The following is a 25,985-nucleotide window of genomic DNA, read 5'->3' on the forward strand; positions in this document are numbered from 1 at the left end:
GTTCGTGCTGGATCGCGTCCGCCCACTCTCGACAGGCTTGCCTCCATCTGCCGGAGATCGCCGTCGCTCTGTCCCGTGTGCATGGTGTGTGCAGGCAGGATTTCTGAAGAGGGTGGGGCGGTTGATTTTTTCGAGGTAAGTTGTTGATTTTGCTTGGTGAGCGCGCTGGGGCTCGAACCCAGGACCCCGTGATTAAAAGTCACGTGCTCTACCGGCTGAGCTACGCGCTCCCATGGCCGCTGATGGCTTCACAGAAATAGCCATCGTCTTCGGTCATTTGGAAAAGCATGTCTTGCCGCCACATCGACGCAAGCGTTGCGGAAAAACCGGCTGTTTCCGGATCATGCTTTCGGCCCGCGCTGTGTAGGGGGATGGGGCGCGGAGGTCAATAGCTCGGGTGGTTGCCGAACTTGAAGGCAACAGCGGGAATTCGCTCGCCGTTTCCAATGCTTGAGCCGGGATTTTCAACCCGAATGGCGGCCGTCATCCACGCCGAAGAAGCCGCGACGTCCGCCCACGGGACGGATGCCACGCTCGGAGCCCCGTCAGTTCGCTTCCCGCCGGACCTCGCTCGGCACCGGCACTTGCTGCGGCGTGCCGGCGGGGGTGGGTAGCGCGACCGGGCGCAAGCCGATCAGCTCGGCGGTGCGGATCGCGCTGTCGCGCCAGAACTGGAACGAGTTGATGCGGCTGAGCTCGAGGATGGCGATGGCGACCGCGGCCAGGAACGGCAGGCTCTGCAGCACCAGCACGCCGGCGAAGATGTAGATCTCCGTGATCTGGCGGTAGCTGTTGGAGGCCACCAGCACGCCGGCACCGATCAGGAGCAGGGCGCCGATCACGGCCTCCCAGAACGCCTGGAACTCGATCGACATCCTCGACAGGCCGCCCTTGGAGGTGCGCGCGAACGCGATGTGCTCGGTGATCAGTCCTTGCGCCACCGCGCGCGACACCGTCCACTGCACGCTCATCGCCGCGATCATCGCGCCCAGCATCTGGCCGGGCTTGATCGCGACGCGCGCGCGGTACATCGACAAGAAGTGTACGAGCGAGACGATGAAGGCGCCGATGATCGGCAGCGTCAGGATCTTGTCGGGGATGGCGATGTCGGCGAAGGCGACGATCGGCACCCAGACGAGGTTGAGCAGCGCCACGACGACGCCGAGGCTTTCGGCACCCAGCCAGTTCAGCCAGCCGAGGCCATATTCGCGCTTCTGGTCGGGCGTCAGCCGGCTCCGTCCGGGCAGGAAGTTCCGCCAGTGCTTCTTGACGATCTGGAGGCCGCCATAGGCCCAGCGGTGACGCTGCTTCTTGAAGGCCTCGTAGGTGTCGGGGAGCAGGCCCTGGCCGTAGCGGTGGTTGGTGTAGTGCGTGGTCCAGCCGAGCTGCTGGATCGAAAGGCCGAGATCGCTGTCCTCGCAGATCGTGTCGGACGACCAGCCGCCGGCCATGTCCATCGCGGCGCGGCGGATCAGGCACATCGTGCCGTGCACGATGATGGCGTTGGTCTCGTTGCGCTGGACCATGCCGATGTCGAAGAACCCGGCATATTCGCCGTTCATGATGTAGTGCATGATCGACAGGTCGCCGTCGCGATGTTCCTGCGGCGCCTGCACCAGGCCGACGCTGGGATCAGCGAACGCCGGCACGAGGTCCTTCAGCCAGTCGGGATCGACGACGTAGTCGGCATCGAGGATGCCGATGATCTCGGCGTCGACGGCGGTGCGGTCCATCGCGATGCGCAGCGCACCGGCCTTGAAGCCCTGCACCTTCTCGGCGTTGATGAACTTGAAGCGTTCACCGAGCGTGCGGCAATGATCCTGGATCGGCTGCCAGAAGGCAGGGTCCGGCGTGTTGTTGATGATGACGACACATTCGTAGTTCGGATAGTTCAGCCGCGACAGCGCATCGAGCGTCTGCTTGAGCATCTCGACCGGCTCGAAATAAGCGGGGATGTGGATCGAGACCTTCGGGCAATAATTCTCGGGCACGTCCTCGACCGGCTTGCCTTTCGTGAGCAGCCGCTGCGGCGGCCGGCCGAACGCGACGGCCGCGATCTCGTCGATGCGCGCCATCGCGATCAGCACGAGGGGGACAAGCAGGATCATGCCGAGCGTGAGCGCGAAGGCCGAGCCGAAGATGAAATAGTGCCCGTTCCAGAACGCGAACACGGTGGCAGCCCAGGCGCCGACGCCGTTGGCGGTGGCCGACAGCAGGAACGCCTGCTTCGCCGTCGGCTGCTGCAGCCGCAGGATTGGCAGCGACAGCAGGATACCGACGAGGAGCGCCACACCCATCAGCTTCCAATAATCGGGATTTTGCACCGGGCCGGTCCAGGCAAATTTCGGCTCGCGGCTGGCGTTGAGGATGCCCCAGTACGGACCGACGCCGCCTTCGAAGTATTTCCAGGGCTGATCGATGGCCTCGACGATGTTGTATTCCATGCCGATGGCGTCGGCGCGGCTGACGAAGTTGCGCAAGGTCAGTGCTTGCTGGAACGGACCGGGGTCGGCGTTGCGTAAATTGTAACCCGCGCTCGGCCAGCCGAATTCGGCGATCACGATGCGCTTGCCGGGGAACAGGTTGCGTAACAGATTGTAGCGGTCGACGGCCTGGTCGACCGCCTGATCCGAGCGGAAGTTTTCCCAATAGGGCAGCACGTGGGCGGCGATGAAGTCGACGTTGGAGCCGAGGTCGGGATTGTCGCGCCAGATGTTCCAGATCTCACCGGTCGTGACGGGTACGCGGACCGCGCCCTTGACCTTCTTGATCATCTCGATGAGGTCTTCGACCTTCTGCTCGCCGCGGTAGATCACCTCGTTGCCGACGACGACGCCGTTGACGTTGCTGTTCTTGCGCGCGAGCTCGATGGCGGCCTTGATCTCGCGCTCGTTGCGATCCTTGTCCTTGTCGATCCACGCGCCGACGGTGACCTTGAGGCCGAACTCCGCCGCGATCGGCGGCACCAGTTCCACGCCGCCCGTGGACGAATAAAGGCGGATCGCGCGCGTCATCGTCGACAGCGTCTTCAGGTCGGCGCGGATTTTCTCCACCGTCGGAATGTTGTCGATATCAGGATGAGCCGAGCCCTCGAACGGGGCATAGGAGACGCTGGGCAGCAGGCCCTTGAAGTCGGGCGCGGGTTCCTTGTCGCGCAAGACTCCCCAGAGGCCGGCGTGGAGCGCGGACACAAGCAACAGAACGGCGGCGACAACCCGCATCGCGGCTAAACCAAAAGGGGCTGAGGGGGCAGGGAAGCGGATCCGACCCCGAGATCCGACCAAGTCCGCGGCAAATGGAGCATACCTCTGCCGCGCGGTTTCACAACTGTCATCGCCTCATGACCGAATGAGAGCATGCACATTTCGAAATTCGCAGCAGTGCCAATTGCTTCTATCGCCGATCGTTCCTGAACGGAGGCTGAAACAATCGCGGCTATTTCGGGGGCGCCGGTGACGGGCTTGCCGCCGGCGAGGGGCTCGCGGCCGGCTGCGGCTGCGCATTGCCCGATGCGGGCGCGGCCGGCTGCGAGGCCGCGGCCGCCGCCTGCTGCGGCTGCGACGCCGGGTTGATCCAGCAAGCGTGCACACGGCTGTCCAGGGTTTCGGCGACCTTGGGATCGATCTGGCCGCCGAAGCGGGTCAGGCAGCGGAAGGCGGCCTGGATGTGGCCGCCGGGGCAGCCGAAACGGTCATAGAGGTCGAGATGGCGGAATGCGGTATCGAGGTCGTCCCGCCACATCAGCCGCACCACGCGGCGGCCGAGCCAGACGCATTCGGGGTTGCCGGCCGGGCCGCTGATGACCTGGGCTGCTTCGGCGAATTCGTCGGTGCGGCGCTGATTCTGAGCGGCATCCTTGGCCGTGTCGGCGGGCTGGGCGGCTGCCTTGCTCTGGTCGGGGGCGGGCGTGCCGCTCTGGGCGGAGGCCGCGCCGATACCCATCAGGCCGATACCCATCAGGATGACAAGGGAAGAAACGGCCAAGGTGGCGGCGAACTGCCGCAGGACCGCATTTCGTAACTCGAACACCCGTTGCCGCATGAATTCCCCAATATATCACTGACCGTCCGCGTCAGGACCTTCGCGGACGCGCTCGGTGATGGCGTCCAAATGGGTCTCCAATGCGGCGGAAAAGTCCTCCCCAGTCCATGGCCTGAATCTGGAATTTTGTCCAGCAAAGTCACGATCCTAGGCCTCGGTCGAACGGCCGCAGGTAAATTCCTCAGGGGAGGGATGGATCCATAACGGAGTCACCCCCTTGGCAGACGGCGTGCTAGCAGGTAATCGACGGCCCTTCGCGGAGGACGGAACCGATTTCTCTTCGTACGCCACTGGCGCTTCTGCTCGTTTCATTGGGTGCGATCGCTGCCGTGTGGTGGTGGCTTGCCACGCCGATCTCGCTCGCGCGCGCCCCGATCGATCCCGCCGACAAGGTCCAATGCGTCTCCTACGCGCCGTTCCGCGGCGAGCAGTCGCCGCTGAACGCATGGACTCATATCGAGGCCGATCAGATCGAGCAGGACCTGCGCCAGCTCAAGGAGATCACCGACTGCGTCCGCACCTATTCGATGGAGAACGGGCTCGACCAGGTGCCGGCGATCGCGGCCCGGATCGGCGGGCTGAAGGTGCTCCAGGGCATCTGGCTCTCCAGCAACCGCACCAAGAATTTCGAGCAGGCCGCGCTCGCCATTCGCCTTTCCAAGGATTTCCCCGGGATCATCACCAGCATCATCGTCGGCAACGAAGTGCTGCTGCGCGGCGAGATGACGACCGCGGACCTCGTCTCCATCATCCGCTCGGTGAAGGCGCAGGTCAGCGTGCCCGTCACCTATGCCGATGTCTGGGAGTTCTGGCTCAGGAATCGCGAGATCTATGACGCCGTCGACTTCGTCACGATCCACATCCTGCCCTATTGGGAAGACAATCCGGTGCGGGCCAAGTTCGCCGCCTCCCATGTCGAACAGATCCGCGAGCGCATGGCGGTCGCATTTCCCGGCAAGGAGATTTTGATCGGCGAAACCGGCTGGCCGAGCGAAGGGCGCATGCGAGATGGCGCGCTGCCGTCGCGCACCAACCAGGCGCGCGTGGTCTCGGAGATCCTGAGTCTGGCGAAAGCGCAGAAATTCCGCGTCAATCTGATCGAGTCCTACGACCAGCCGTGGAAGCGCAAACTGGAAGGCACCGTCGGCGGCTATTGGGGCCTCTATGACTCGGTGCGCCGTGGCCTGAAATATCCGCCGGGCGAGCCGATCAGCAATTTCCCGTACTGGAAATGGTACATGGCCGCCGGCATGGGCCTCTCCGTGCTGGTGTTCGCGGTCGCGGGCCTGACGTTGCGGCGCAGACCGTGGACGCCGCGCTTCTCGTCCTGGCTCGGCGTGGCGATCTCGGCAACCTCGGCCGGCATTCTGCTCGGGATCGGCGCCGACAAGATGTACTACGAGAGCTACGGCATCGGCGGCTGGCTGCTGTGGGGCGCGCTGCTCGCGGCTGGCATCCTGTCGCCGATCTTCTGCGCGCAGGCGATGGTGATCGGCCGCAGCCTTCCGACCTTCCTCGATCTGCTTGGTCCGCGCGAGGGCCGGAAATGGTCGAAGCTCACCGCCGTGCTCGGCTTGACGCTGGCAGTGACGGCGGTCATCGCGGCGCAGACCGCGCTCGGATTCGTGTTCGACCCGCGCTACAAGGATTTCCCTTACGCCGCGCTGACGATGGCGGTTGTGCCGTTTGCGCTGTTGATGCTGAACCGGCCGCAGATCGGCCAGCGTCCGATCGCGGAATCGGTCTTCGCCGGCGTGCTGACGCTGTCGGCGGCCTATGTGCTGTTCAACGAGGGCCGCGACAATTGGCAGTCGCTGTGGACCTGCGCGATCTATCTCTTGTTCGCGCTCACGCTGTGGCGGGCGCGGGCCGAGCAAATCCAAGAATGAGCAGGCCGATCGCCAGGCCCGACAGCACGACATTGTAGAGCACGATGCCAAGGCCCGCGGCGATGATGCCGGCGGTGAGCAGCACGATGGACGGCCGCATCAGGTTCAGCGTTGCCACCACCAGCGCGACGATGCCGAACACCGAATTCTTGAACAGCACGGTCGAGACCGAGCGCGCCTTGCAGACCAGGGTCTGAAGCCCGGCGTCGCAGGCGAGACCGACCTGCGAGTTTTCGATTCCGAGATAGCGCAGATAGAGCGCATAGCCGACGCTGGCGAAGCCGACGACGATTAGGAACTGCACCTGGTAGGGCGTGAGGCGGAAGGGCTTTTTTGTCATGGCGGCAATATGGTCGGGATGGTGGAACGGGGCAACAGGGGAGGCGCAAGTTTCTCGCGACCTGCGTGAGATCCTTCACCCATTACGCTGATGAATTGCCGCGAGGTAAGCTACCTTCTGAAGAACGACGACAGCGTCGATCCCGCCGACGCCGTCTCCGGCTTCGGCTGTGCGGCCGGCTGCGCCGCAGGAGCAGGCGCGGGCTCCTCGCGCTTCGACGAGCGTTTTGAGGAATAGCTGCGGCGATGCTTGTCCGGCTTGGCGGCCGGCGCGGGCGCCGGGGCGGTCTCGGCTTGCGGCACCGAGTCCTGGTTCTTGTCGGAGTTCTTCTCCTGAACCCTGTCTTGCGTCTTGTCTTGGGTCTTGTCTTGGGTCTTGTCTTGCCCCTTGTCCTGCTTCTTCTCTTGGCCGCCGCGCATTGACAGCCGCTGGCCGTCGAACACGGTGGTCTCGCAGTGGCGGTCGTTCTCGGCGAGGCCGGCGCAGAGTTTTGCTGCAGCCGCTGCATTGATCAGCGGACCGGCGCCGAGGCGGATCTGCATGCCAAGGCCGGTGTTGCCTTCCTTGATCATGATGATCGGCCGCAGCGCTGCGATTTCGGGATTGGATTTGGTGACCCCGCGCCACAGCGCGCGCAGGCCATCGAGCGAGTTGGCGCCACCGAGATCAATCGCAAAGCGCGTCTGCTGGACCGCGATCGCGGGAGCCTCGCTTTCGGCGGCCTCCGGCGGCTTGGCAGGTGCCGCGGCGACTTCGATCGGAGCGGGCGCCGGTTCTGGCTTCGTCTCGGCAGCCTTCTCGGTCGCCTTCTCTGCGGCCTCGGGCTGAACCAGTTTCGGGGCGGCCGGATCGGGCGGCGCCATGATCGATTTGGATGGGACCAACGGAAGCATCGGCAGTGCCGAATTCGTCGCCGGCGACTGCGCGACCAGCGAGGCCGCGGCCGCGCTCTGCGGCGGCGGACTCCACGGCTCCTTTGCGGCCTCGGCGCGCGGCCTGTCGTTGGCCGGAGCCGGTGTCGAGGCGACCTGCGCGATGCCGGGCGCCGGCGGGCCGATCAAGGCCGGCGCGTCCTGCGGCTTCGCAACGGACGCCTGCGGCGGCGTTGTCGTCTGCTTGGCGATGGCGCCGGTCACGGAATCGAGCCCTTGCTCCAGCACGGTGACGCGCGAATAGAGCCGGTCGCGATCGGTGTTCAGCGTCTCGATGGCGGAGGCGAGCCGGCGGGCCTCGTTCTGGCTCTCCTTGGTCAGGATCCGGAGCCGGTCGGCCTGGCGCGCGAGATCGGCGGATGCGACCTGGTCGCGCCGCCAGCCGAGCTGGGCCTGGTTGGCGAACACGGCAAGCACCACGGCGCCGACGGCCGTCACGCCCCATGAGCCCAGCCGCCACATCATGCCGCGATCGAACGAACTCTCCTCGGCCACAAGTCCGGAGAACAGCCCGCCGGTCTCCTTGGCGCCGAAGGCATCCGCCAGTGGGTCGGAATCCTTTGCCATGAACGTTAAGTGCCCAACCCCTGTCCGGCTTCCCCGAATCAATCAGGGAACATTAACAGGAAAAGCGTGTCGCACTTGAACTCCGGGCGTTTGCGGGGGTAGCAAGGCGATAGCTGATGAGGGCGGCCCGTCGCCCGCTGGCGCCGATTGATTCGGCCGATTGACAGGATTGCGATGACCGCCCGTTCCAGCCTCACGATCGTGCTCGCCGCCGGCGAAGGCACGCGTATGCGCTCACACCTGCCGAAAGTGCTGCATCCTGTCGCGCACCAGAGCTTGCTCGCCCACGTGCTCGCCGCGGCGCCCAAGGGAACCGGCACCTCGCTCGCGGTCGTGATCGGACCCGATCATCAGGCGGTGGCGGACGAAGCAAGGCGCATCCGTCCCGACGCGCTCACCTTCGTGCAACAGGAACGGCTCGGCACCGCACATGCGGTGCTGGCGGCGCGTGATGTCATTGCGCGGGGCGTGGATGATCTGCTGATTGCGTTCGGCGACACGCCGCTGATCTCGGCCGAGACCTTTGCGCGGCTGCGCGCGCCGCTGGCCAAAGGCGCCGCAATTGCCGCACTCGGCTTCCGCGCCGCCGATCCCACCGGCTATGGCCGCTTCATCGTCGAGGGCGACCGCCTGGTCGCGATCCGCGAGCAGGCCGATGCCAGCGCCGAGGAGCGCAAGATCGACCTGTGCAATGCCGGGGTTATGGCGATCGACGGGCATCGCGCGCTCGCGATCCTCGACAAGATCGGCAATGCGAATTCCAAGGGCGAATATTATCTGACCGACGCGGTCGGCATTATCAGCGAACAGGGATGGGATGCCGTGGTGATCGAAACCAGCGAGGACGAAGTGCGCGGCATCAACACCAAGGCGCAGCTCGCCGAGGCTGAAGGCGTGATGCAGGCGCGGTTGCGGAAAGTGGCGATGGAGTCCGGCGTCACGCTGATCGCGCCCGAAACCGTCTATCTCGCCGCGGATACCGTATTCGGCAAGGACGTGACGATCGAGCCCTTCGTGGTGATCGGCCCCGGCGTTTCGATCGGCGACGGCACGGTGGTCCATTCCTTCTCGCATATCGTCGAGACCAAGCTCGGCAAGAAGGTCTCGATCGGCCCCTATGCGCGGCTGCGGCCCGGCACCTCGCTCGGCGACGGCGCGCGCATCGGCAATTTTGTGGAGACCAAGGCCGCGACGCTGGAGGCCGGCGTCAAGGTCAACCATCTCTCCTACATCGGCGATGCCATCATCGGCGCTAATTCCAACATCGGCGCCGGCACCATCACCTGCAACTACGACGGCTTCAAGAAGCACAAGACGATCATCGGGCAGGGCGCCTTCGTCGGCACCAACTCCTCGCTGGTTGCACCGGTGATAATCGGCAACGGCGCCTATATCGGCTCGGGCTCCGTGATCACGCGCGACGTGCCTGATGACGCCATGGCGCTGGAGCGGAGCCCGCAGACCATCCGCGAAGGTGGTGCGGCGCGCTATCGCGAGATGAAGACGCGAGGGAATAAGCCGGCGAAATGAGCGCCGCTATTCGTCGTCGGCGAATTCGGAGAAGATCGCGCGCGTCAGGCGCCAGCCGCGCGGCTTGGCACGCTTCGCCGGCTCGCCGGCGACGTGCTTGATGAAGACGGGCTTGCTTTCCTTGCCGCGCTGGGGCGGCGGCCAATGCGCGAGGTGCGTGCCGGTGGTCTCGCTGGCGCGCACCGCCATCGATGACAGGCCTTTGCGGTTGGATGAGCCTTTCATGGCCTCTCTCCTTGGTACGCAAGGGTTGGCCAAATTTGTTGACAACAAGTTAACGCGCGCGGTTTAAGGCCCAGCCAGTTCGACGCAGGCGAGGCTCGGTCGCCGTCGGTGCTGTCTCAATCAGCAATAATTATTGAGTATCTGGTTCCTTAGGAACTTCGCTAAAAACTGAGCTGGTCGTTTAGGCGATTTTTCGACGATTTGGGGGATATTGATCCGCATGTGCGGGATTGTCGGCATTCTCGGGCGCCAGCCGGTTGCAGAGCAATTGGTGGATTCGCTCAAACGTCTTGAATATCGCGGCTATGATTCCGCGGGCGTCGCCACGCTCGAAGGCAAGCAGCTCGAGCGCCGCCGCGCCGAGGGCAAGCTGAAGAATCTGGAGAAGCGGCTGGAGGCCGAGCCGCTCAAGGGCACGACCGGAATCGGTCACACCCGCTGGGCCACCCACGGCAAGCCGACCGTGAACAATGCGCACCCGCACGCGACCGAGCGTGTCGCCGTGGTTCACAACGGCATCATCGAGAATTTCCGCGAGCTGCGCGAGGAGCTCGAAAAGAAAGGCACGGTGTTCCACACCCAGACCGACACCGAGATCGTGCTGCATCTCGTCGACGACCTGCTCACGCGCGGCAACAAGCCGGTGGAAGCGGTGAAATTGACGCTGGCGCGGCTGCGCGGCGCGTTCGCACTCGGCTTCATCTTCGCGGGCGAGGACGATTTGATGATCGGCGCGCGCAACGGTCCGCCGCTCGCGATCGGCTATGGTGACGGCGAGATGTATCTCGGCTCCGACGCCATCGCGCTCGGGCCGTTCACCGACACGATCAGCTATCTCGAGGACGGCGACTGGGTCGTGCTGACCCATACAAGCGCTTCGATCTTCGACAAGGACGGCCATGCCGTCCAGCGCGAGAAGACCAAGCACGCGGCCTCGACCTCGCTGGTCGACAAGGCCAATTACCGCCACTTCATGGCCAAGGAGATCCACGAGCAGCCGGAAGTGGTCGGCCACACGCTGGCACGCTATGTCGACATGGCGACCGAGCGGGTCTCGCTGCCGGTCAAGCTGCCGTTCGACTTCAAGAACATCCAGCGCATCAACATCACGGCTTGCGGCACTGCGAGCTACGCCGGCTTCGTCGCAAAATACTGGTTCGAGCGTTTCGCGCGCGTGCCGGTCGAGGTCGATGTCGCCTCCGAATTCCGCTACCGCGAGGCGCCCTTGCGCAAGGGTGATCTCGCCATCTTCATCTCGCAGTCGGGCGAGACCGCCGACACCTTGGCCGCGCTGCGCTACGCCAAGGCCCAAGGCGTGCACACGGTGGCCGTCGTCAACGTGCCGACCTCGACGATCGCGCGCGAAAGCGAGACCGTGCTGCAAACGCTGGCCGGCCCAGAGATCGGCGTCGCCTCGACCAAGGCGTTCACCTGCCAGCTCATGGTGCTGGCAAATCTTGCGATCGCGGCCGGCAAGGCCCGCGGCGAACTGACCGACGAGGACGAGACCAAGCTCGTTCACGGGCTCGTCGAAATCCCGCGTTTGATGTCGGATGCGCTCACCACCGAGCTCCAGATCGAGAAGCTCGCGCGCGAGATCGCGAAATCTCGCGACGTGCTCTATCTCGGTCGCGGCACCAGCTTCCCGCTCGCCCTCGAAGGGGCGTTGAAGCTGAAGGAGATCTCCTACATCCACGCCGAGGGCTATGCCGCCGGCGAGCTCAAGCACGGCCCGATCGCGCTGATCGACGAGACCATGCCTGTCGTCGTCATCGCGCCCTACGACCGGGTGTTCGAAAAGACCGTCTCCAACATGCAGGAGGTCGCCGCTCGCGGCGGCAAGATCATCCTGATGACCGACGCCAAAGGCGCGCAGGAGGCAACCGTCGAGTCCCTCGTCACCATCGTCATGCCCGATATGGCGGCGGCGTTCACGCCGATGGTCTATGCGGTCCCGGTTCAGCTGCTCGCCTATCATACGGCGGTCATCATGGGGACCGATGTCGACCAGCCGCGCAATCTCGCGAAATCCGTGACGGTGGAATAGGCAGAGGGGTCGAGTGCGGGACGCTTCGTGGTCTTCCAAAACCTGCTAGAAGACCCTAGCTTGGACGAAGCGACTGACTTGGAACCCGAATGAACCCCCGTGACGACGCGCCTGCGCCTCTTGATGCCGTGCCCGAGCCGCATACCGGCCTGATCGGCCGCTTCCGTAACTATTTCCTCACCGGCCTCATCGTGACGGGGCCGATTGCGATCACGCTGTATCTGGTCTGGTGGTTCGTCACCTGGGTCGATGGCGTGGTGCGGCCGTTCGTGCCGCTGGCCTATCGGCCCGAGACTTATCTGCCCTATGTCATTCCCGGCTGGGGGCTGATCGTCGCATTCTTCACGTTGACGCTGGTCGGCTTCCTCGCGGCCAATTTGATCGGCCGGACACTGGTCGATGTCGGCGAGACCTTCCTCGGCCGCATCCCGGCGGTACGCGCCATCTACCGCGGCCTGAAGCAGGTGTTCGAGACGCTGTTCTCGGGCAAGGGCTCGAGCTTCCGCAAGGTCGGCCTGGTTGAGTTTCCCTCGCCGGGCATGTGGTCGATCGTGCTGATCTCGCAAGCGCCGAACGAGGACGTCTCCCGCAGCCTGCCGGGTCAGGAGGAGCACGTCTCGGTGTTCCTGCCGTGCTCGCCGAACCCGACGACCGGCTTCTTCTTCTATGTGCCCAAGAGCAAGATCGTCGAGGTCGACATGAGCACCGAGGATGCCGCGACGCTGATCATGTCGGCCGGCGTCGTGCAGCCGGGCTCAGCGCCCGATTCGAAGAAGGCAGCGGCGCTGGCGGGCATGGCGAATGCCGCGCGTATTGCCAACGCCTCGGCGGCGGTGCAGCCCCAGCCTGCGAAGGTGGAGTAGGGCCATTCCCCTGCGGGATGGCCGCCGTTCACGCGGGCGTCTCGTCCTCTGCTAGTCTCCGATTGAACTGAGCGCGTTGCTCGGGCTTCGATCTGGAGTGCACGATGTCCAAAACTATTGCGATCCTCGCGCCCGGTGCCATGGGCAGTGCCGTGGCCCGCCGTCTCGGCGAGCACGGTGCGCGTGTGCTGACGTCGTTGAGAGGGCGGAGCGAAGCGACGCGCAAACGCGCCACGGATGCCGGCATGATCGGCGCCGAGGACGACGCGATCGCGGACGCCGACATCATCCTGTCGATCGTGCCGCCGGGCGAAGCCGTGGCGCTCGCCGAGCGGCTGGCCGGGCTGATCGTCCGGCGCGAGAAGAAGCCAATGCCGTCAACGTCGATACCGTGATGAGGATCGAGGAGATCATCGGCTCGGCACAGGCGCCGTTCGTCGATGCCGGCATCATCGGGTTCCCGCCCCAGCCCGGTGGCAAGAGCCCGGCCTTCTACATGTCGGGCGAGCACGCCAAGGATGTCGCCGTGCTGAAGGATTTCGGGCTCGACGTGCGGATCGTCGAAGGGCCGGTCGGTGCCGCGTCCGCGCTGAAAATGTCCTATGCCGGGATCGTCAAGGGCCTCGCCGGGATCGGCGCGGCGATGGTGGTCGCGGCAACGAAAGCGGGGGCTGCGGATGCGCTGCGCGACGAACTCGCACTCAGCCAGCCCGCGGTTCTGGCCCGGCTCGAAGTCGCGCTGCCGGACATGATTCCGAAAGCCTATCGCTGGGTCGCGGAGATGCGGGAGATTTCCGGCTTCCTCGGCCCCGATCATCCGGCGAGCCAGGTTTACGAAGGCTTTGCGCGCTGGTTCGAGCACCTCGCCGAGGATGCGAAAGGCGAGGCGGCGGATACCGACCTGATGAAGGCATTCGCCGCGCGCATCGCGCAGAAGAAATCCTGATCGTCCGGTCTCACGTCACCGCCATCCATCATGTGCCGTGCAGCGAATCCAGAAACCCCTGGATGTCTCGATCGCGTCTCAAGCGCACGACCGGAACGTCAGCGCCATACTGCATACGCTCGGCCTCGATGACAGGCGCGCGCTCGGTGTCGTAGCGCCACGCCTCGCGCATCAATTTCCAGTCGAACTGCTCGGGGCACCCCTCCGGGAGATCAGGCCGGGCCTTGTCGCGATCGAAGGCGGATCGCAGGAGAATGCGCCACTGGCAGAGCCAGCGCGGGCGGTCGATGACGACCAGCGTATCGGCGCGCGCGAGCGTGAGATCGAAGGCAAGTCCCGAGAAGCTGCCGTCGACAACCCATGCGTCGCCCGCGATCGCCTCGGTAACCCGTGCTCGGAAGTTCGGTTTGTCGGATGGCTTCCATCCCGGCCGCCAGTAGAGCACGTCGAGATGCACCACCGGCAGCGCGAGCTTTTGCCCGAGATTTCGGGAGAGGCTCGTCTTTCCGCTACCCTGACAGCCTACAACGATGATCCGGCGCATCGTCGTAGGGTTCCATAAAGTCGGGCGAAGGGAAAGAGGAGGCCTCCGAACGCGCCTTATTACCTGGCATGTAATTGAGCCCATCTGCAGCCTGGCTACTGTCCCGGTCATTCACCCGACAGGAAGCATTCCATCAAGCCTCCTGTCGCGTGTGTGTCGGTGCATGAGGAGAGAGCTATGCAAGTCGTGTTTACGAAGAAGGAGCCGCCGCAATGGCTGCTCGACATGTGGCGGGAGATCGACAACAAGACCTTCGGACCAGGCTTCGACTGTTTTACGGAAGATGCCGTTTGCAACCTCGGCGTCGCCGATTGGAAGGGGCGCGAGGCGATCCGCGGCAATCTGAAGGCCTTCATCGACACCGGATTCACCGCGCTCCATCACATCACCGAATATTGGGACGCGGGGTCGCTGAAGGTGTTTCGGGGTGTCGTGGACATGACACCCGATGATCCCTCAATGAAGACGGTTCATCCCACGATGACGCACTTCTTCTACATGGACGAGAGGAACGACACCAAGGTACGGCACTGGGTCGGTGCCGTGGGGCCGGTCGCCTTCGGTTGATCGCCACGAACCTGCTACCATCGGCGGTGGTGCCTCGGACAAGCCGACGTACCGCCGCCGATGCGCGTTGACGATGCCGCACATCGACAGGAAGGATCAGTCGGCCATGAAAGCGACGGCCAGTGCCCTCAAGACGCGCGCCAGTTCCGCGGGCGCGCTGCTGCGTCAATGGCGGGACATTCGCGGCAAGACGCAGCTCGACCTGTCCTTCGACGCCGGCGTCTCGCAGAAGCACATCAGCTTCGTCGAGAGCGGCCGCAGCGTTCCGAGCCGCCAGATGCTGCTCGACCTTGCGCAAGCCCTCGACGTGCCCTTGCGCGAACGCAACGAGCTGCTGCTGGCCGCCGGCTATGCGCCGTCCTATTCCGAGCCCGCGCTCGAGGCGCCCGGCATGACGAGCATCAACCGTGCCCTGCAACGCATGCTGCGTCAGCACGAGCCGTTTCCCGCCATCGTCATGGACCGGTACTGGAACGTGCTGATGACCAATGAGGCCGCGCCGCTTCTGTTCAATTGCTTCATCGACATGTCCGCACGGCCGGCGCCACGAAACCTGCTGCATCTTATGTTCGATCCGGAGGGCATGCGCCCTTTTATCGCGAACTGGCCGCAGACCGCACGCGGGCTGCTGGCGCGGGTGTATCGCGAGGCAGTCGGACACGTGGTTGACATCAGGACGAAGGCGTTGCTGGAGGAGCTGTCGCAATACCCCGGGGTGAAGCCGGAATGGCGTGCGCCGTCGGCATCCGATGCGATGCCGATGATCCCGTTGTCCTTCGTCAAGGACGGTGTGACGCTGGACTACTTCTCCCTGATCACGACGGTTGGAACGCCGCAGACGGTGACGGCGGAGGAGCTGCGGCTCGAGTGCATGTTCCCCGCCAACGAGGGGACCGAAGCCGAGCACGGCAGGTTCTTGCGCGCGCACGCCGGTTGAGGAGACGTCGCGAGGCTCATCTGTTATTGTTTCAGCGAAAGCGGTCACTCCGCAATGGGAGTTCGAATGAGAGTGCTTGTGATCGGCGCGGGAGCGCTCGGAGGCTACTACGGAGCGCGCCTGGTCCGAGCCGGCGGCGACGTGAACTTTCTGGTGCGGGCCGGGCGTGCGGAGCAATTGCGGCGGAATGGATTGCAGGTCGTGAGCCCGCAGGGCGATTTCGCCGTGCAGCCGAAGATCATCCTGGCCAACGACCTCAAGGAAACGTTCGACGTCGTGCTCGTCGGGGTGAAATCCTACTCGCTCGACGATGCGATGGCCCAGTTTGCCCCGGCCGTTGGCGCCCACACGATGATTTTGCCGATCCTCAACGGGCTGAAACATGTCGACGCCCTGACGGCGCGGTTCGGCGCCGCTCAGGTTCTCGGCGGGCTCGCGAACGTCAGTGCCGGGCTCGATGCGGATGGTCGCGTCGTTCAGTTCATGGCCAATCAGACCATCGTCTTCGGCGAAATCGGGGGGTCGTTGAGCGAGCGTGTGCTCGCCCTGGAGACGCTGCTGCACGTGCCCGGTATCGACGTGCGCGCCAGCGAAGCGATCATGCAGGACATGTGGGAGAAATTCGTCCAGCTCTCGACGCTCGCCGGCATCACCTGCCTGATGCGTGCAAGCATCGGAGACATTCTGGCCGTTCCGAACGGCGAGCAATCCATCTTCCGCCTGTTTGCCGAATGCTGCGCCGTCGCCACGGCCTCGGGTTTTGAGCCGCGAGCGCCTTTCATCGAGTTTGACCGGAAGCTGTTCACGACCCCGGATTCCCCGCTCAAGGCCTCGATGCTGCGTGATATCGAGCGCGGCTCGGTCACCGAGGCGGAGCATATCCTCGGCGATATGGCCAACCGGGCTCGTGCACTCGGCATCGACACGCCCCTGCTGGATCTCGCCCGGGCGCATGTGGCGGCTTATGAGATTGGGCGGCAACGAGCGGCCAGCTAACCCGCTCCGATCAGCGGGATCGCTTCATCCCGCTCATACAGATACAGCAGGCAGCGCAGTGCCTCGCCGCGCTCGCCCTTGAGTTTTGGATCGTCCTTCAGGATGCGCAGCGCCTCGTCGCGGGCCTGCGTGATGAGCTGGCCGTGCACCTCCGAGCGGGCGATGCGGTAGCCGGGCAGGCCGCTCTGGCGCACGCCGAGCACATCGCCTTCGCCGCGCAGCTTCAGATCTTCCTCGGCGATCCGAAAGCCGTCGGTGGTCTCGCGGATCACCTTCAGCCGTGCTTTCGACATCTCGCCGAGCGGCTCGGAGTAGAGCAGCAGACAGGTCGAGGCCTCCGAGCCGCGCCCGATGCGGCCGCGCAATTGATGAAGCTGGGCGAGGCCAAAGCGTTCGGCGTTCTCGATCACCATGATGGTCGCCGCCGGCACGTCGACACCGACCTCGACCACGGTGGTCGCGACCAGCAGACCGATCTCGTGGGCGGCGAACTGGCCCATGACGCGGTCCTTCTCGGTGCCCTTCATCTGGCCGTGGACGAGGCCGACACGGTCGCCGAAACGCTTTTGCAGGGTTTCGAAGCGCTTGGTCGCATTGGTCAGGTGCTCGGTACCCTCGGCCTCGGATTCCTCGACCAGCGGGCAGATCCAGTAGACCAGCTTGCCGGATTCGAGCGCGCGGCCGATGCTGTCGGTGACCTCGCCGAGGCGGCTCATCGATATGGTGCGAGTTTCGATCGGCTGGCGGCCGGCCGGCTTCTCCCTGAGCTCGCTGATGTCCATGTCGCCGAAATAGGTCAGCACCAGCGTGCGCGGAATCGGCGTGGCGCTCAGCACCAGCACGTCGACGGCCTCGCCCTTTGCCGTCAGCGCCAGCCGCTCGCGCACGCCAAAACGATGCTGCTCGTCGACGACGGCGAGGGCGAGATCGCTAAAGATCACGTCGTCCTGGATCAGCGCATGGGTGCCGACGAGCAGGTCGATCTCGCCGGCTTCGAGTTGTGCCAGCAGGTCACGCCGCTCCTTGCCCTTTTCGCGGCCGGTGAGGATCGCGACCCGCATGCCCGCGCGCTCGGCGAGCGGCGCGATGGTCTTGATATGCTGACGAGCCAGAATTTCGGTCGGCGCCATCAAGGCGGCCTGCTTGCCGACCTCAGTGACGGCAGCGGCGGCCAGCAGCGCGACCACGGTCTTGCCGGAGCCGACGTCGCCCTGGAGCAGGCGCAACATGCGCACCGGCTGTTGTAGATCATTGGCGATGGCGGCTGCTGCGTCGCGCTGGGAGGTTGTCAGCGCATAGGGCAGGGCATCGATGATTTTGTTGCGGAGGTGCCCGTCGCCGGCGTTGCGCACACCGGCCGGGCGTCGCAATTGGGCGCGGATCAGGGCAAGCGCAAGTTGCCCGGCCAGGAGTTCGTCGAAGGCGAGGCGCGACCAGAACGGCTGGTCGGGCAGAATGTCGGTGAGCTCGACCGGCTGGTGCACGCGGGTGAGCGCCTCGGCGATCGGCGGGAAGCCGCAGCGGCGCAGCACCTCCGGGCTGATCCATTCCGGCAGTGCCGGGAGCTTCTGCAGCGCCTGCGCGACCGCACGGCGCAGCGAGCCGAGTGCAAGGCCCTCGGTCAAGGGATAGACGGGATCGATGCCGGAGAGTTTGGAAATCGCCTCCTCGTCCAGCACCCGGTCGGGATGCACGATCTGCGGGACGGCGTCGTACATCTGGAGCGTGCCGGAGACGAAGCGCTTCTCGCCGATCGGCAGCAGCTTCTCGACATAGCCGGGCTTTGCGCGGAAGAACGTCAGCACGACGTCGCCGGTGTCGTCGCTGGCGTAAACGAGGTAGGGCGCGCGCGCATTGCGCGGCGGGGGCGGGCGGTGGCGGTCGACCGTGACCTCCAGCGTCACCATGGTTCCCTGCACGGCGTCGCGGATCTTCGGCCGGGCGCGACGGTCGATCACCTGGCTCGGCAAATGCAGCAACAGATCGACCAGCCGCGGCGTCTCATTGCGGCTGAGCAGATATTGCAGCAGCTTGTCCTGCTTCGGACCGACGCCGGGCAGGCTGGTCACGGGGGCAAACAGCGGGTTGAGCAGGCTGGGGCGCATCAGGCGAATCTAGGACCGTTTTCGCTCGTCATGCCCGGCTTTATGCCCGGCATCCACGTGTTTTTCGTGCCCTTGCGGGGCAGCGGGCCATGACAAATCGAGGGCTGACAGGGCCCGCCCGAGTGGCTATATCACCCCGGCCCGGCACGTCCGGGCTTTTGGCGTTTGACTGGAATTGAGACATGACGGGAACGACACGATCGAGCAACGGGCTGGACGACCGCCGCAAGCGGCTTCTGTTCCGCTGCTGGCACCGCGGCACGCGCGAGATGGACCTGATCCTCGGCCGGTTCGCGGATGCCGAGATCGGCAATCTGTCCGATGACGAGCTGACGCAGCTCGAGACCCTGCTCGAAGAGGCCGATCCCGACCTCTATGCCGCCATCACCGGCGACAAGGTGCTTGCCGCCGACGTCATCGGCCCGCTGTTTGCGCGCATCAAGGGGTTTCCGATCGCGGACCGCGACGTATGAAGCAGGGGATGAAATCGCCGGCCGAGCTGCTCACGCCCGGCCGCGCGCTCACGCTTGCCAATGTTGCCGAGGGTGCCGAGGGCCTCGTCATCTCTGATCTCGCGCGCGCCATCGCGGCGCGGCCGAAGAAGCCGGCTGTCAGCCTCGCGGTGATCTGTCGCGACGGGCCGCGGATGCAGCAGCTCGAACGTGCTCTGCAATTCTTCGCGCCCGATTTGCCCGTGCTGACCTTCCCGGCCTGGGACTGCCAGCCCTATGACCGCGTCTCGCCGCATGGTGGCGTCCTCGCGCAGCGCCTGACGACGCTGGCGCGGCTGGCGTCACTGACCGGTAGCGACAAGCCGCTGATCGTGCTGACCACGGTGAACGCCGTGGTACAGCGCGTGCCGGCGCGCGAGCTCGTCGCGGCGCAGGCGCTGTCGGTCGCCCCCGGCAACGTCGTGCCGATGGATACCATCATCGCCTGGCTCGAGCACAACGGCTACAACCGCTCCTCGACCGTGCGCGAGCCCGGCGAATACGCGGTGCGCGGCGGCATTCTGGACCTGTTTCCGGCCGGCCTGGACCAGCCCGTCCGTTTCGATTTCTTCGGCGACAGCCTGGAATCGATCCGCACCTTCGATGCCGAGACCCAGCGCACGCTGCTCGACATGCGCGCGCTCGATCTCGTGCCGATCTCCGAATTCCAGCTCGTCACCGAGACCATCCGCCGCTTTCGCATGGGCTACGTCGCTGAGTTCGGCGCGCCCGAGCGCGACGATGCGCTCTACGAGGCCGTCAGCGAGGGCCGCCGCCATCCCGGCATGGAGCATTGGCTGCCGCTGTTCCAGGACCGGATGGACACGCTGTTCGACTATCTGCAAGGAGCTTGCGTCGCGATCGAGCCGCAGGCCGAGGACGCCATCCGCGAGCGTTTCAAGCAGATCCTCGATTATTACCAGGCCCGCCGCGACGCCATGGAGCATCCGGGCGGCGGTGCCATCTACAAGCCGCTGCCGCCTGACAGGCTCTACCTGACCGAGGAGGAGTGGGGCAAGCGTGAGAGCGGGATGCCGTTGGTGCGGCTCACCCAGTTTTCGGTGCCCGCTGATGGTACCAGCGTGGTCGATGCCGGCGCGCGCAAGGGACGAGACTTCGCCCCGGAGCGCAACGATAACAAGATCAATGTCTTCGAAGCCGTCGTCGCACATGTGCATGGGCTACTGACAAACCGCAAGAAGGTGGTCATCGCGCTCTGGACGGAGGGCTCGCGCGACCGCATGACCTCGATGCTGCGCGATCACAAGCTCACCCCCGTGACCAGCGTCAACAGCTGGCGCACGGTGCAGGCGACCCCGCGCAACGAGACCATGCTGGCCGTGCTCGGCCTCGAAAGCGGATTCGAGACCGACGAGATCGCTGTCATCAGCGAGCAGGATATCCTTGGCGATCGCCTGGTCCGACCGCGCAAGGCGAGCCGCAAGCTCGACAATTTCATCTCGGAGGTGACGAGCCTCGCCGCCGGCGATATCGTGGTCCATGTCGATCACGGCATCGGCCGCTTCATCGGCCTGCAGACGCTGGACGTCGCCGGCGCGCCCCATGACTGCCTCGAGCTGCATTATGCCGCCGAGACCAAGCTGTTCCTGCCGGTCGAGAACATCGAGCTGCTGTCGCGCTATGGCTCCGACCAGACCACGGTCGAACTTGATCGTCTCGGCGGTTCGGGCTGGCAGACGCGCAAGGCCAAACTCAAGAACCGCATCCGTGAGATCGCGGGCGAGCTGATCAAGATCGCCGCCGAGCGCCACCTCCATGAGGCGCCGAAGCTGCCGGTGCAGCCGGGCCTCTACGACGAGTTCTGCGCGCGCTTCCCCTATGACGAGACCGAGGATCAGCTTGGTGCGATCGAGTCCACGCTGAAGGACCTCGAGCTCGGCCGTCCCATGGACCGGCTGATCTGCGGCGACGTCGGCTTCGGCAAGACCGAGGTGGCGCTGCGCGCCGCCTTCGCGGTGGCGCTCGAAGGCAAGCAGGTCGCGGTCGTGGTGCCGACCACGCTGCTCGCCCGTCAGCATCACAAGACGTTCACCGACCGTTTCAAGGGTTTCCCGGTCCAGGTCGCGCAGGCCTCCCGGCTGGTGCCCGCCAAGCAGCTCAATCTGGTCAAGAAGGGCCTCGCCGACGGCTCGGTCGACATCGTCGTCGGCACCCATGCGCTGCTCAGCAAGTCGATCAAGTTCCGGGATCTCGGCCTGCTGATCGTCGACGAGGAGCAGCATTTCGGCGTGACCCACAAGGAGCGGCTGAAGCAGCTCCGCGCCGAGGTGCACGTGCTGACGCTGTCGGCCACGCCGATTCCACGCACACTTCAATTGGCGCTCACCGGCGTGCGCGAGCTCTCGATCATCGCATCGCCCCCGGTCGACCGCCTCGCGGTCCGCACCTTCGTCGCCCCGCACGACCCCTTGATGATCCGCGAGGCGCTGCTGCGCGAGCGCTATCGCGGCGGCCAGGCGTTCTACGTGGTGCCGCGCATCGACGACCTCGCCGAGGTCAGGGATTTCCTCGACAAGAACGTGCCGGAGATGAAGGTTGCGGTTGCGCACGGGCAGATGCCGCCCGCCGTGATCGAGGATATCATGACGGCGTTCTACGACGGCAAGTTCGATATCCTGCTGTCGACCACGATCGTGGAATCCGGCCTCGACATCCCCAACGCCAACACGCTGATCGTGCATCGCGCCGACATGTTCGGCCTTGCCCAACTGTATCAGCTCCGCGGCCGCGTCGGCCGGTCCAAGCTGCGGGCCTATGCGCTGTTCACGCTGCCGGCGCAGCAGAAGATCACGGCGCAGGCCGAGCGCCGGCTCACCGTGCTGCAATCGCTGGAGACGCTGGGCGCGGGTTTCCAGCTCGCCTCGCACGATCTCGACATCCGCGGCGCGGGCAATATCCTGGGCGAGCAGCAGTCCGGCCATATCAAGGAGGTCGGCTTCGAGCTCTATCAATCGATGCTGGAGGAGGCGATCGTCAACCTCAAGGCTGGCGTGTCCGAGCCCGCGGCCGACCGCTGGTCGCCGACGATCACCATCGGCATGCCCGTGCTGATTCCGGAGGATTATGTCGGCGATCTCTCGGTGCGGCTGTCACTCTACCGCCGGCTCGCCGACCTCGACAGCGAGGAGGAGATCGAGAACTTCGGCGCCGAGATGCGCGACCGGTTCGGCGTGTTGCCGGACGAGGTGCGCTATTTGTTCAAGGTCGCCGCGATCAAGGCGTTCTGCCGCCAAGCCAATGTCGGCAAGATCGACGCCGGTCCGAAGGGCGCCGTCATCGCCTTCCGCGACAATTCCTTCGCCCATCCCGACCGGCTGGTGAGCTTCATCCGCAGCCACGGCCAGGCCGCGAAGGTGCGGCCCGACATGAAGGTGGTGTTCCTGCAGGACTGGGAGACGCCGGAAGAGCGTCTGGCCGGCACCACCGAGATCATGCGCCAGCTGGCGCAGCTCGCGCAGAGCAAGAAGGCGGCGTAGAGGTTTCCGGAGGCGGCGCGAAACGACGCGCCGCACTCGGATCTCGGAACAGCGACATATGATCACTTGCGCAATGATCGAACAGTTGCTAGGTTCGGTCTATCGAGTTTCGGCCGAACGACTTGGCCTCGCCGCTGAAAAGCGCGCCTGACTGACGACCCTCCCTCCAGATCTCGACGACACCCACCGCGCTTCTGAGCGCGGCTAAACGTTTATCTATCTTAAAGGACGATCCCCATGACGACGGGAACTGTGAAGTGGTTTAACAGCCAAAAGGGCTTCGGATTCATTCAGCCGGACGAGGGCAGCCAGGATGTCTTCGTTCACATCAGCGCCGTTGAACGCGCCGGCATGAATACCCTCAACGAAGGGCAGAAGGTTTCTTTTGAAATCGTTGCAGATCGCAAGACCGGCAAGTCTGCTGCTGAAGATCTGCGCGCCGCATAGGCTGTCGCAATCCCAATGACGTTGCTTTGACCACGGATGTACTGGCAGAGCTTCTGATTTTTTGACCCGCGACCGTTTACCGGCCGCGGGTTTTTTGCGCCAGCGGCCGGCCCTCGCGAATGAGAATGCGAACGGTGCGTTTCGCGTAAAGCTTCCACATGTGAGCAGTCGAGCTCCGACGGCAGCGAGCGCTCGCGGATGATTACGACGCCGCCCGCGATGCCTCGGCCGACAGCCGCCCAAGCAGCGACCTTGCCGTATCCGAGGGCGACAGCGAATCCACCGAAACGACGGGATCGCTGCGCATCTCGTGCTTGCCGTTCGACGTGTGCCGCATCACCGCGGAGAGGCGGCGGGCGATCATGTGCGCAGTGCGGAAGTCGGTCTCCGCGAACACGACGACGACCGAGCCGTCCTTCTGCGCCACGCCAAAATCCATCTGCCGCATCAGCCGGCTGAGAATGCGCGCGGCATCGAGCTGGGCGCGGGAATTGCCGGGATCGAAGGCGAAGCGTGCGACCGAGAGGCCGCCGCCGCGAGCCAGCGTCTGCTCGACCGCCTTGGCAAAATCACGCGCAAAAGCTTCCGCCGTGAGCAGGCCGCTGCGCGGGTCGAGCCAGCCGCCGGCATCGATCGAGCGCAGCGTACGGCTCAGCTGGGCTTCCATGGCGTGCTGGCGGATCAGGGGCAGCGCGTTGGCGGCGACCTTCGCTGACTCGCCGGGGATCAGTTCGAGATTGGGCAGGTCGTAAGTCTGCGTCAACTGATGCGCAGTGACGACCACGGGCAGGCTGCGGAAGCGGGTGTCCTCGGCGAGCACCGTGAGAAAGGCATCGGTCACGCGGGGGGTAAAACCTTCGGCGAGCACGACGCCGTCGAGGTCGCGGGTGTTGAGATGCTTGGCCGCTGCCTCGATCGAGAGCGCCCCGATGACGCCGACGCGCTCGCCGAGCGCGACGGAAAGCGCGGGGTAAGCCGCGCCGCGGCCGATCAGAAGCACCGTGGCATCGCGAACGGGATCAGCCTCCGGCAGCGCGACTTTGACCTCGGGCAGCCGGCGCAGCACCGTGGCGTGAAGGGTACGAATCCGTAGAGCGGCGCGAAGCCGCGCGATCAGGCGTTCGGAATGGCCGGCGCGCGAGGAAGAGAAGGGCAGGACGTTGTGCGGGAGCGCGCCCGCCGCATCCAATGCCACGAAGGGAAGGTAAGGGGATTGCTCCGCAATCTTGCTGGCGAGCGGCGCCAGATGCGGCTCGTGCCCGGCATGCATCGCGGCGAGAACCACGGCCGGCTGCACCTCTTCGACCGCGCGCACCGCGCCGGCCCAGCCGGTGTCGATCACGGGAAAGAAGCGCGCCTCGTCCAGCGCCGCAATGAAGGCCGGCCGCTCGCCATTGGACACAAACAGGATCGGGCCGGCCTGGGACATCGAGAGACTCTGATCACGCGACAGGTGCCGCGCAATCTAGTCCGGCCGCCTTAATGCAGCGTCAATGGAACGGTCGAAACTACGCTTAGACCGGCCCGGAGCGGTCGCGAAAAGCTTCGACCATCAGGGGGTTAAGCCCGAGTTCGCTGAGCGCCTCGCGGGCGCGGGCATTGTCCTGGGCGCGGCCCGCGAGCCGGTGACGGGAGAGCCGGTCAGGCAGCGCGGTCAGCAGGGCGCCCTGGCCGAGCCGGCGCGCCCATTCCTGCAGGTCGTTGGAGAGGAAGCGGTAGCCGCCGACGGCCATGATCCCGGAGGGCGGCGCGGTGATGCAGATCGCGCCGCTCGGACGATCGAGCCGCGCGGCATAGCCGGTATCGACATAGTCGCGTGGCGGTTGCGCGATCAGGGTGTCGCCGACCGGCGGCGGCGGCGGGGCGTAGGCCGCGATCGGCACCATAGGGCCGCGCAGCCCGAGCGTGCCCTTCGGCGTCAGCAGAATCTCGCCGGCGATCGACGAACCCGACTGCTCGCGCGGCGCGCCGTGCGGTCCCGGCATCACCGGCACCGGCATGCCGTCCTCGCCACGCCGGGCGCCGAACAATCCGGCCTCGCCGAACAGATAGACGTCCGTGAAAGGCGCATGCGGCGCAATCCATGCCTCGCTCGCCGACACCTGCTCGGGGGCGCGCCACAGGCCGATGACGTTGCGCAAGCTCGGCATCCGCGCCGCCAGCTCGGAATCGCCGAGCCGCTGGGCGAACTGTGCCGGTGCGATCAGCACGTCGCATTCGTGCGCATTGATCTGCTGCTCCAGCACGTCGTTCTCGAAGGGGTGATGCAGCGCCAGCGTGCCGCCGCACAGCAGCCACACCGCGAGCGAGGAGGCGAGCCCTGCGAACGACATCGGCGTGAACGCCGCCATCACGGTTGCGCCTTGCCTGATGTCGGCTTCCAGCGACATCGCGAGCCCCCCGGCGATCAGGCTGAAATGCGGCCGCGGCACCGGACGAAAGCCTTCCGCGGTGACGTCGAAGGAGATCATCGCCGCCTTGCGGCCATCCTGAATCACGGCGCGCGCTGTGCCGGGCGGACGGGCCTGCACGTCGTCGAGCGAGGCCATGCCTTCGGGCAGGTTGGTGCCGAAGCCGCAGACATGGCGAATCGAGAAGGCTTCCGCGGCCGCGTGCATGGCGAGATCGGCATAGCTGACGCCGTCGACCGTGCTCATGGTGACGATGGCGCGCGCCGCGGTACGATTGAGAGCGGCGGTCAGTTCGGCATGGCGCCAGAGCAGCGGCAGCACGGCGACGACAAGACCGGCGCGATGGGCGGCGAGAACGGTGAGCACGAACTCGACCGTATTCGGCAGTTGGATGGCGATGACGGAATTGGCCGGCAGGCCTGATTCGACGAAAAAGGCGGACAGCGCCTCGATGGCGGTGTCAGCCTCGGCATAGCTCATCCGCCGCGGCTCGTGCCCGGTCACGCGGAACTTGTTCAGGGGGTCGAGCAGAGCGGTCGCGTGCGGCTGCCGCATCAGCGTGCGCTGAAACAGTGTGTCGAGCGTCGGCGATACGGCTGGCTGGTTCACG

Annotated in this window: 19 protein-coding genes, 1 tRNA gene and 1 pseudogene; 11 read left to right on the top strand and 10 right to left on the bottom strand. The window is 65.3% G+C overall.

Annotated elements, in window-relative coordinates:
- Nucleotides 1-154: 154 nt before the first annotated feature.
- The 3 genes from IVB54_RS19690 to IVB54_RS19700 form a co-directional block, all read right to left on the bottom strand.
- Nucleotides 155-230: transfer RNA gene (locus tag IVB54_RS19690), tRNA-Lys, on the bottom strand.
- 315 nt (nucleotides 231-545) lie between these two features.
- Nucleotides 546-3,221, bottom strand: a complete 2,676-nt coding sequence (locus tag IVB54_RS19695; protein ID WP_018457949.1) for a glycosyltransferase — start codon at nucleotides 3,219-3,221, stop codon at nucleotides 546-548.
- A 214-nt stretch (nucleotides 3,222-3,435) separates the two neighbouring features.
- Nucleotides 3,436-4,041: a beta-1,3-glucan biosynthesis protein gene (locus IVB54_RS19700; protein ID WP_018457948.1), complete on the bottom strand. Its 606-nt coding sequence runs from the start codon at nucleotides 4,039-4,041 to the stop codon at nucleotides 3,436-3,438.
- Nucleotides 4,042-4,370: 329 nt separating this feature from the next.
- Here IVB54_RS19700 and IVB54_RS19705 point away from each other — a divergent pair, with 329 nt between their 5' ends.
- Complete coding sequence (locus tag IVB54_RS19705; RefSeq protein WP_039800292.1) at nucleotides 4,371-5,930, top strand: beta-1,6-glucan synthase; 1,560 nt, start codon at nucleotides 4,371-4,373, stop codon at nucleotides 5,928-5,930.
- Here the strand turns inward: IVB54_RS19705 and IVB54_RS19710 are convergent.
- Together IVB54_RS19710 and IVB54_RS19715 are read right to left on the bottom strand one after the other, a co-directional pair.
- Nucleotides 5,890-6,270 carry a hypothetical protein gene (locus IVB54_RS19710; RefSeq protein WP_018457946.1) on the bottom strand — a complete coding sequence of 127 codons (381 nt, stop codon included), beginning with the start codon at nucleotides 6,268-6,270 and terminating at the stop codon, nucleotides 5,890-5,892. The genes IVB54_RS19705 and IVB54_RS19710 overlap by 41 nt on opposite strands.
- 110 nt (nucleotides 6,271-6,380) lie before the next feature.
- Nucleotides 6,381-7,769, bottom strand: a complete 1,389-nt coding sequence (locus tag IVB54_RS19715) for a hypothetical protein (RefSeq protein WP_247336719.1) — start codon at nucleotides 7,767-7,769, stop codon at nucleotides 6,381-6,383.
- 174 nt (nucleotides 7,770-7,943) lie between these two features.
- Here IVB54_RS19715 and glmU point away from each other — a divergent pair, with 174 nt between their 5' ends.
- Nucleotides 7,944-9,299: a bifunctional UDP-N-acetylglucosamine diphosphorylase/glucosamine-1-phosphate N-acetyltransferase GlmU gene (glmU, locus tag IVB54_RS19720; RefSeq protein ID WP_018457944.1), complete on the top strand. Its 1,356-nt coding sequence runs from the start codon at nucleotides 7,944-7,946 to the stop codon at nucleotides 9,297-9,299.
- Nucleotides 9,300-9,305: 6 nt separating this feature from the next.
- Here glmU and IVB54_RS19725 read toward each other — a convergent pair whose 3' ends face one another.
- Nucleotides 9,306-9,524 carry a hypothetical protein gene (locus tag IVB54_RS19725; protein ID WP_018457943.1) on the bottom strand — a complete coding sequence of 73 codons (219 nt, stop codon included), beginning with the start codon at nucleotides 9,522-9,524 and terminating at the stop codon, nucleotides 9,306-9,308.
- Between the two features lie 220 nt (nucleotides 9,525-9,744).
- Here IVB54_RS19725 and glmS point away from each other — a divergent pair, with 220 nt between their 5' ends.
- The 3 genes and pseudogenes from glmS (at nucleotide 9,745) to IVB54_RS19740 (ending at nucleotide 13,380) form a co-directional block, all read left to right on the top strand.
- On the top strand, nucleotides 9,745-11,571 hold the full coding sequence (gene glmS / locus IVB54_RS19730) for a glutamine--fructose-6-phosphate transaminase (isomerizing) (RefSeq protein WP_018457942.1): 1,827 nt from the start codon (nucleotides 9,745-9,747) through the stop codon (nucleotides 11,569-11,571).
- Nucleotides 11,572-11,660: 89 nt separating this feature from the next.
- Nucleotides 11,661-12,434 (top strand): DUF502 domain-containing protein, encoded by a 774-nt coding sequence (locus IVB54_RS19735; RefSeq protein ID WP_018457941.1) that lies wholly within the window; start codon nucleotides 11,661-11,663, stop codon nucleotides 12,432-12,434.
- A 104-nt stretch (nucleotides 12,435-12,538) separates the two neighbouring features.
- Nucleotides 12,539-13,380, top strand: a pseudogene (locus IVB54_RS19740) (DUF1932 domain-containing protein).
- A 28-nt stretch (nucleotides 13,381-13,408) separates the two neighbouring features.
- On the opposite strand, the gene IVB54_RS19745 reads toward IVB54_RS19740, so the two are convergent.
- The gene (locus IVB54_RS19745) at nucleotides 13,409-13,924 is read right to left on the bottom strand and encodes an adenylate kinase (protein ID WP_018457939.1); all 516 of its coding nucleotides are present in this window, start codon (nucleotides 13,922-13,924) and stop codon (nucleotides 13,409-13,411) included.
- Nucleotides 13,925-14,101: 177 nt separating this feature from the next.
- Between IVB54_RS19745 and IVB54_RS19750 the strand changes: the two genes are divergently transcribed.
- The 3 genes from IVB54_RS19750 to panE all read left to right on the top strand — a co-directional run bounded on the left by IVB54_RS19750 (nucleotide 14,102) and on the right by panE (nucleotide 16,424).
- A complete protein-coding gene (locus tag IVB54_RS19750) occupies nucleotides 14,102-14,491 on the top strand; it encodes a hypothetical protein (protein ID WP_018457938.1) in 390 nt (129 codons plus the stop codon).
- A 106-nt stretch (nucleotides 14,492-14,597) separates the two neighbouring features.
- Nucleotides 14,598-15,428 carry a helix-turn-helix transcriptional regulator gene (locus IVB54_RS19755; RefSeq protein ID WP_026233463.1) on the top strand — a complete coding sequence of 277 codons (831 nt, stop codon included), beginning with the start codon at nucleotides 14,598-14,600 and terminating at the stop codon, nucleotides 15,426-15,428.
- A gap of 66 nt (nucleotides 15,429-15,494) precedes the next feature.
- Nucleotides 15,495-16,424 (top strand): 2-dehydropantoate 2-reductase, encoded by a 930-nt coding sequence (gene panE / locus IVB54_RS19760; RefSeq protein WP_018457936.1) that lies wholly within the window; start codon nucleotides 15,495-15,497, stop codon nucleotides 16,422-16,424.
- On the opposite strand, the gene recG is transcribed toward panE, so the two are convergent.
- Complete coding sequence (gene recG, locus IVB54_RS19765) at nucleotides 16,421-18,529, bottom strand: ATP-dependent DNA helicase RecG (RefSeq protein WP_247336716.1); 2,109 nt, start codon at nucleotides 18,527-18,529, stop codon at nucleotides 16,421-16,423. The genes panE and recG overlap by 4 nt on opposite strands.
- A 182-nt stretch (nucleotides 18,530-18,711) precedes the next feature.
- Between recG and IVB54_RS19770 the strand changes: the two genes are divergently transcribed.
- The 3 genes from IVB54_RS19770 to IVB54_RS19780 all read left to right on the top strand — a co-directional run bounded on the left by IVB54_RS19770 (nucleotide 18,712) and on the right by IVB54_RS19780 (nucleotide 22,964).
- Entirely contained in the window at nucleotides 18,712-19,002 is a 291-nt protein-coding gene (locus IVB54_RS19770; protein WP_018457934.1) for a succinate dehydrogenase assembly factor 2, read from the top strand.
- Entirely contained in the window at nucleotides 18,999-22,517 is a 3,519-nt protein-coding gene (gene mfd, locus IVB54_RS19775; RefSeq protein ID WP_018457933.1) for a transcription-repair coupling factor, read from the top strand. The genes IVB54_RS19770 and mfd overlap by 4 nt, the downstream gene beginning before the upstream one ends.
- Before the next feature lie 237 nt (nucleotides 22,518-22,754).
- Nucleotides 22,755-22,964, top strand: coding sequence for a cold-shock protein (locus tag IVB54_RS19780; RefSeq protein ID WP_018457932.1), 210 nt, complete (start codon nucleotides 22,755-22,757; stop codon nucleotides 22,962-22,964).
- A 202-nt stretch (nucleotides 22,965-23,166) separates the two neighbouring features.
- Here the strand turns inward: IVB54_RS19780 and IVB54_RS19785 are convergent, their stop codons facing one another.
- Nucleotides 23,167-24,393 (bottom strand): hypothetical protein, encoded by a 1,227-nt coding sequence (locus IVB54_RS19785; RefSeq protein ID WP_018457931.1) that lies wholly within the window; start codon nucleotides 24,391-24,393, stop codon nucleotides 23,167-23,169.
- A gap of 85 nt (nucleotides 24,394-24,478) precedes the next feature.
- Nucleotides 24,479-25,984, bottom strand: a complete 1,506-nt coding sequence (locus IVB54_RS19790) for an AMP-binding protein (RefSeq protein WP_247777482.1) — start codon at nucleotides 25,982-25,984, stop codon at nucleotides 24,479-24,481.
- Nucleotide 25,985 lies beyond the last annotated feature (1 nt).

This window comes from Bradyrhizobium sp. CW1, assembly GCF_023100665.1.
GTDB classification, from domain to species: Bacteria; Pseudomonadota; Alphaproteobacteria; order Rhizobiales; family Xanthobacteraceae; genus Bradyrhizobium; species Bradyrhizobium canariense_D.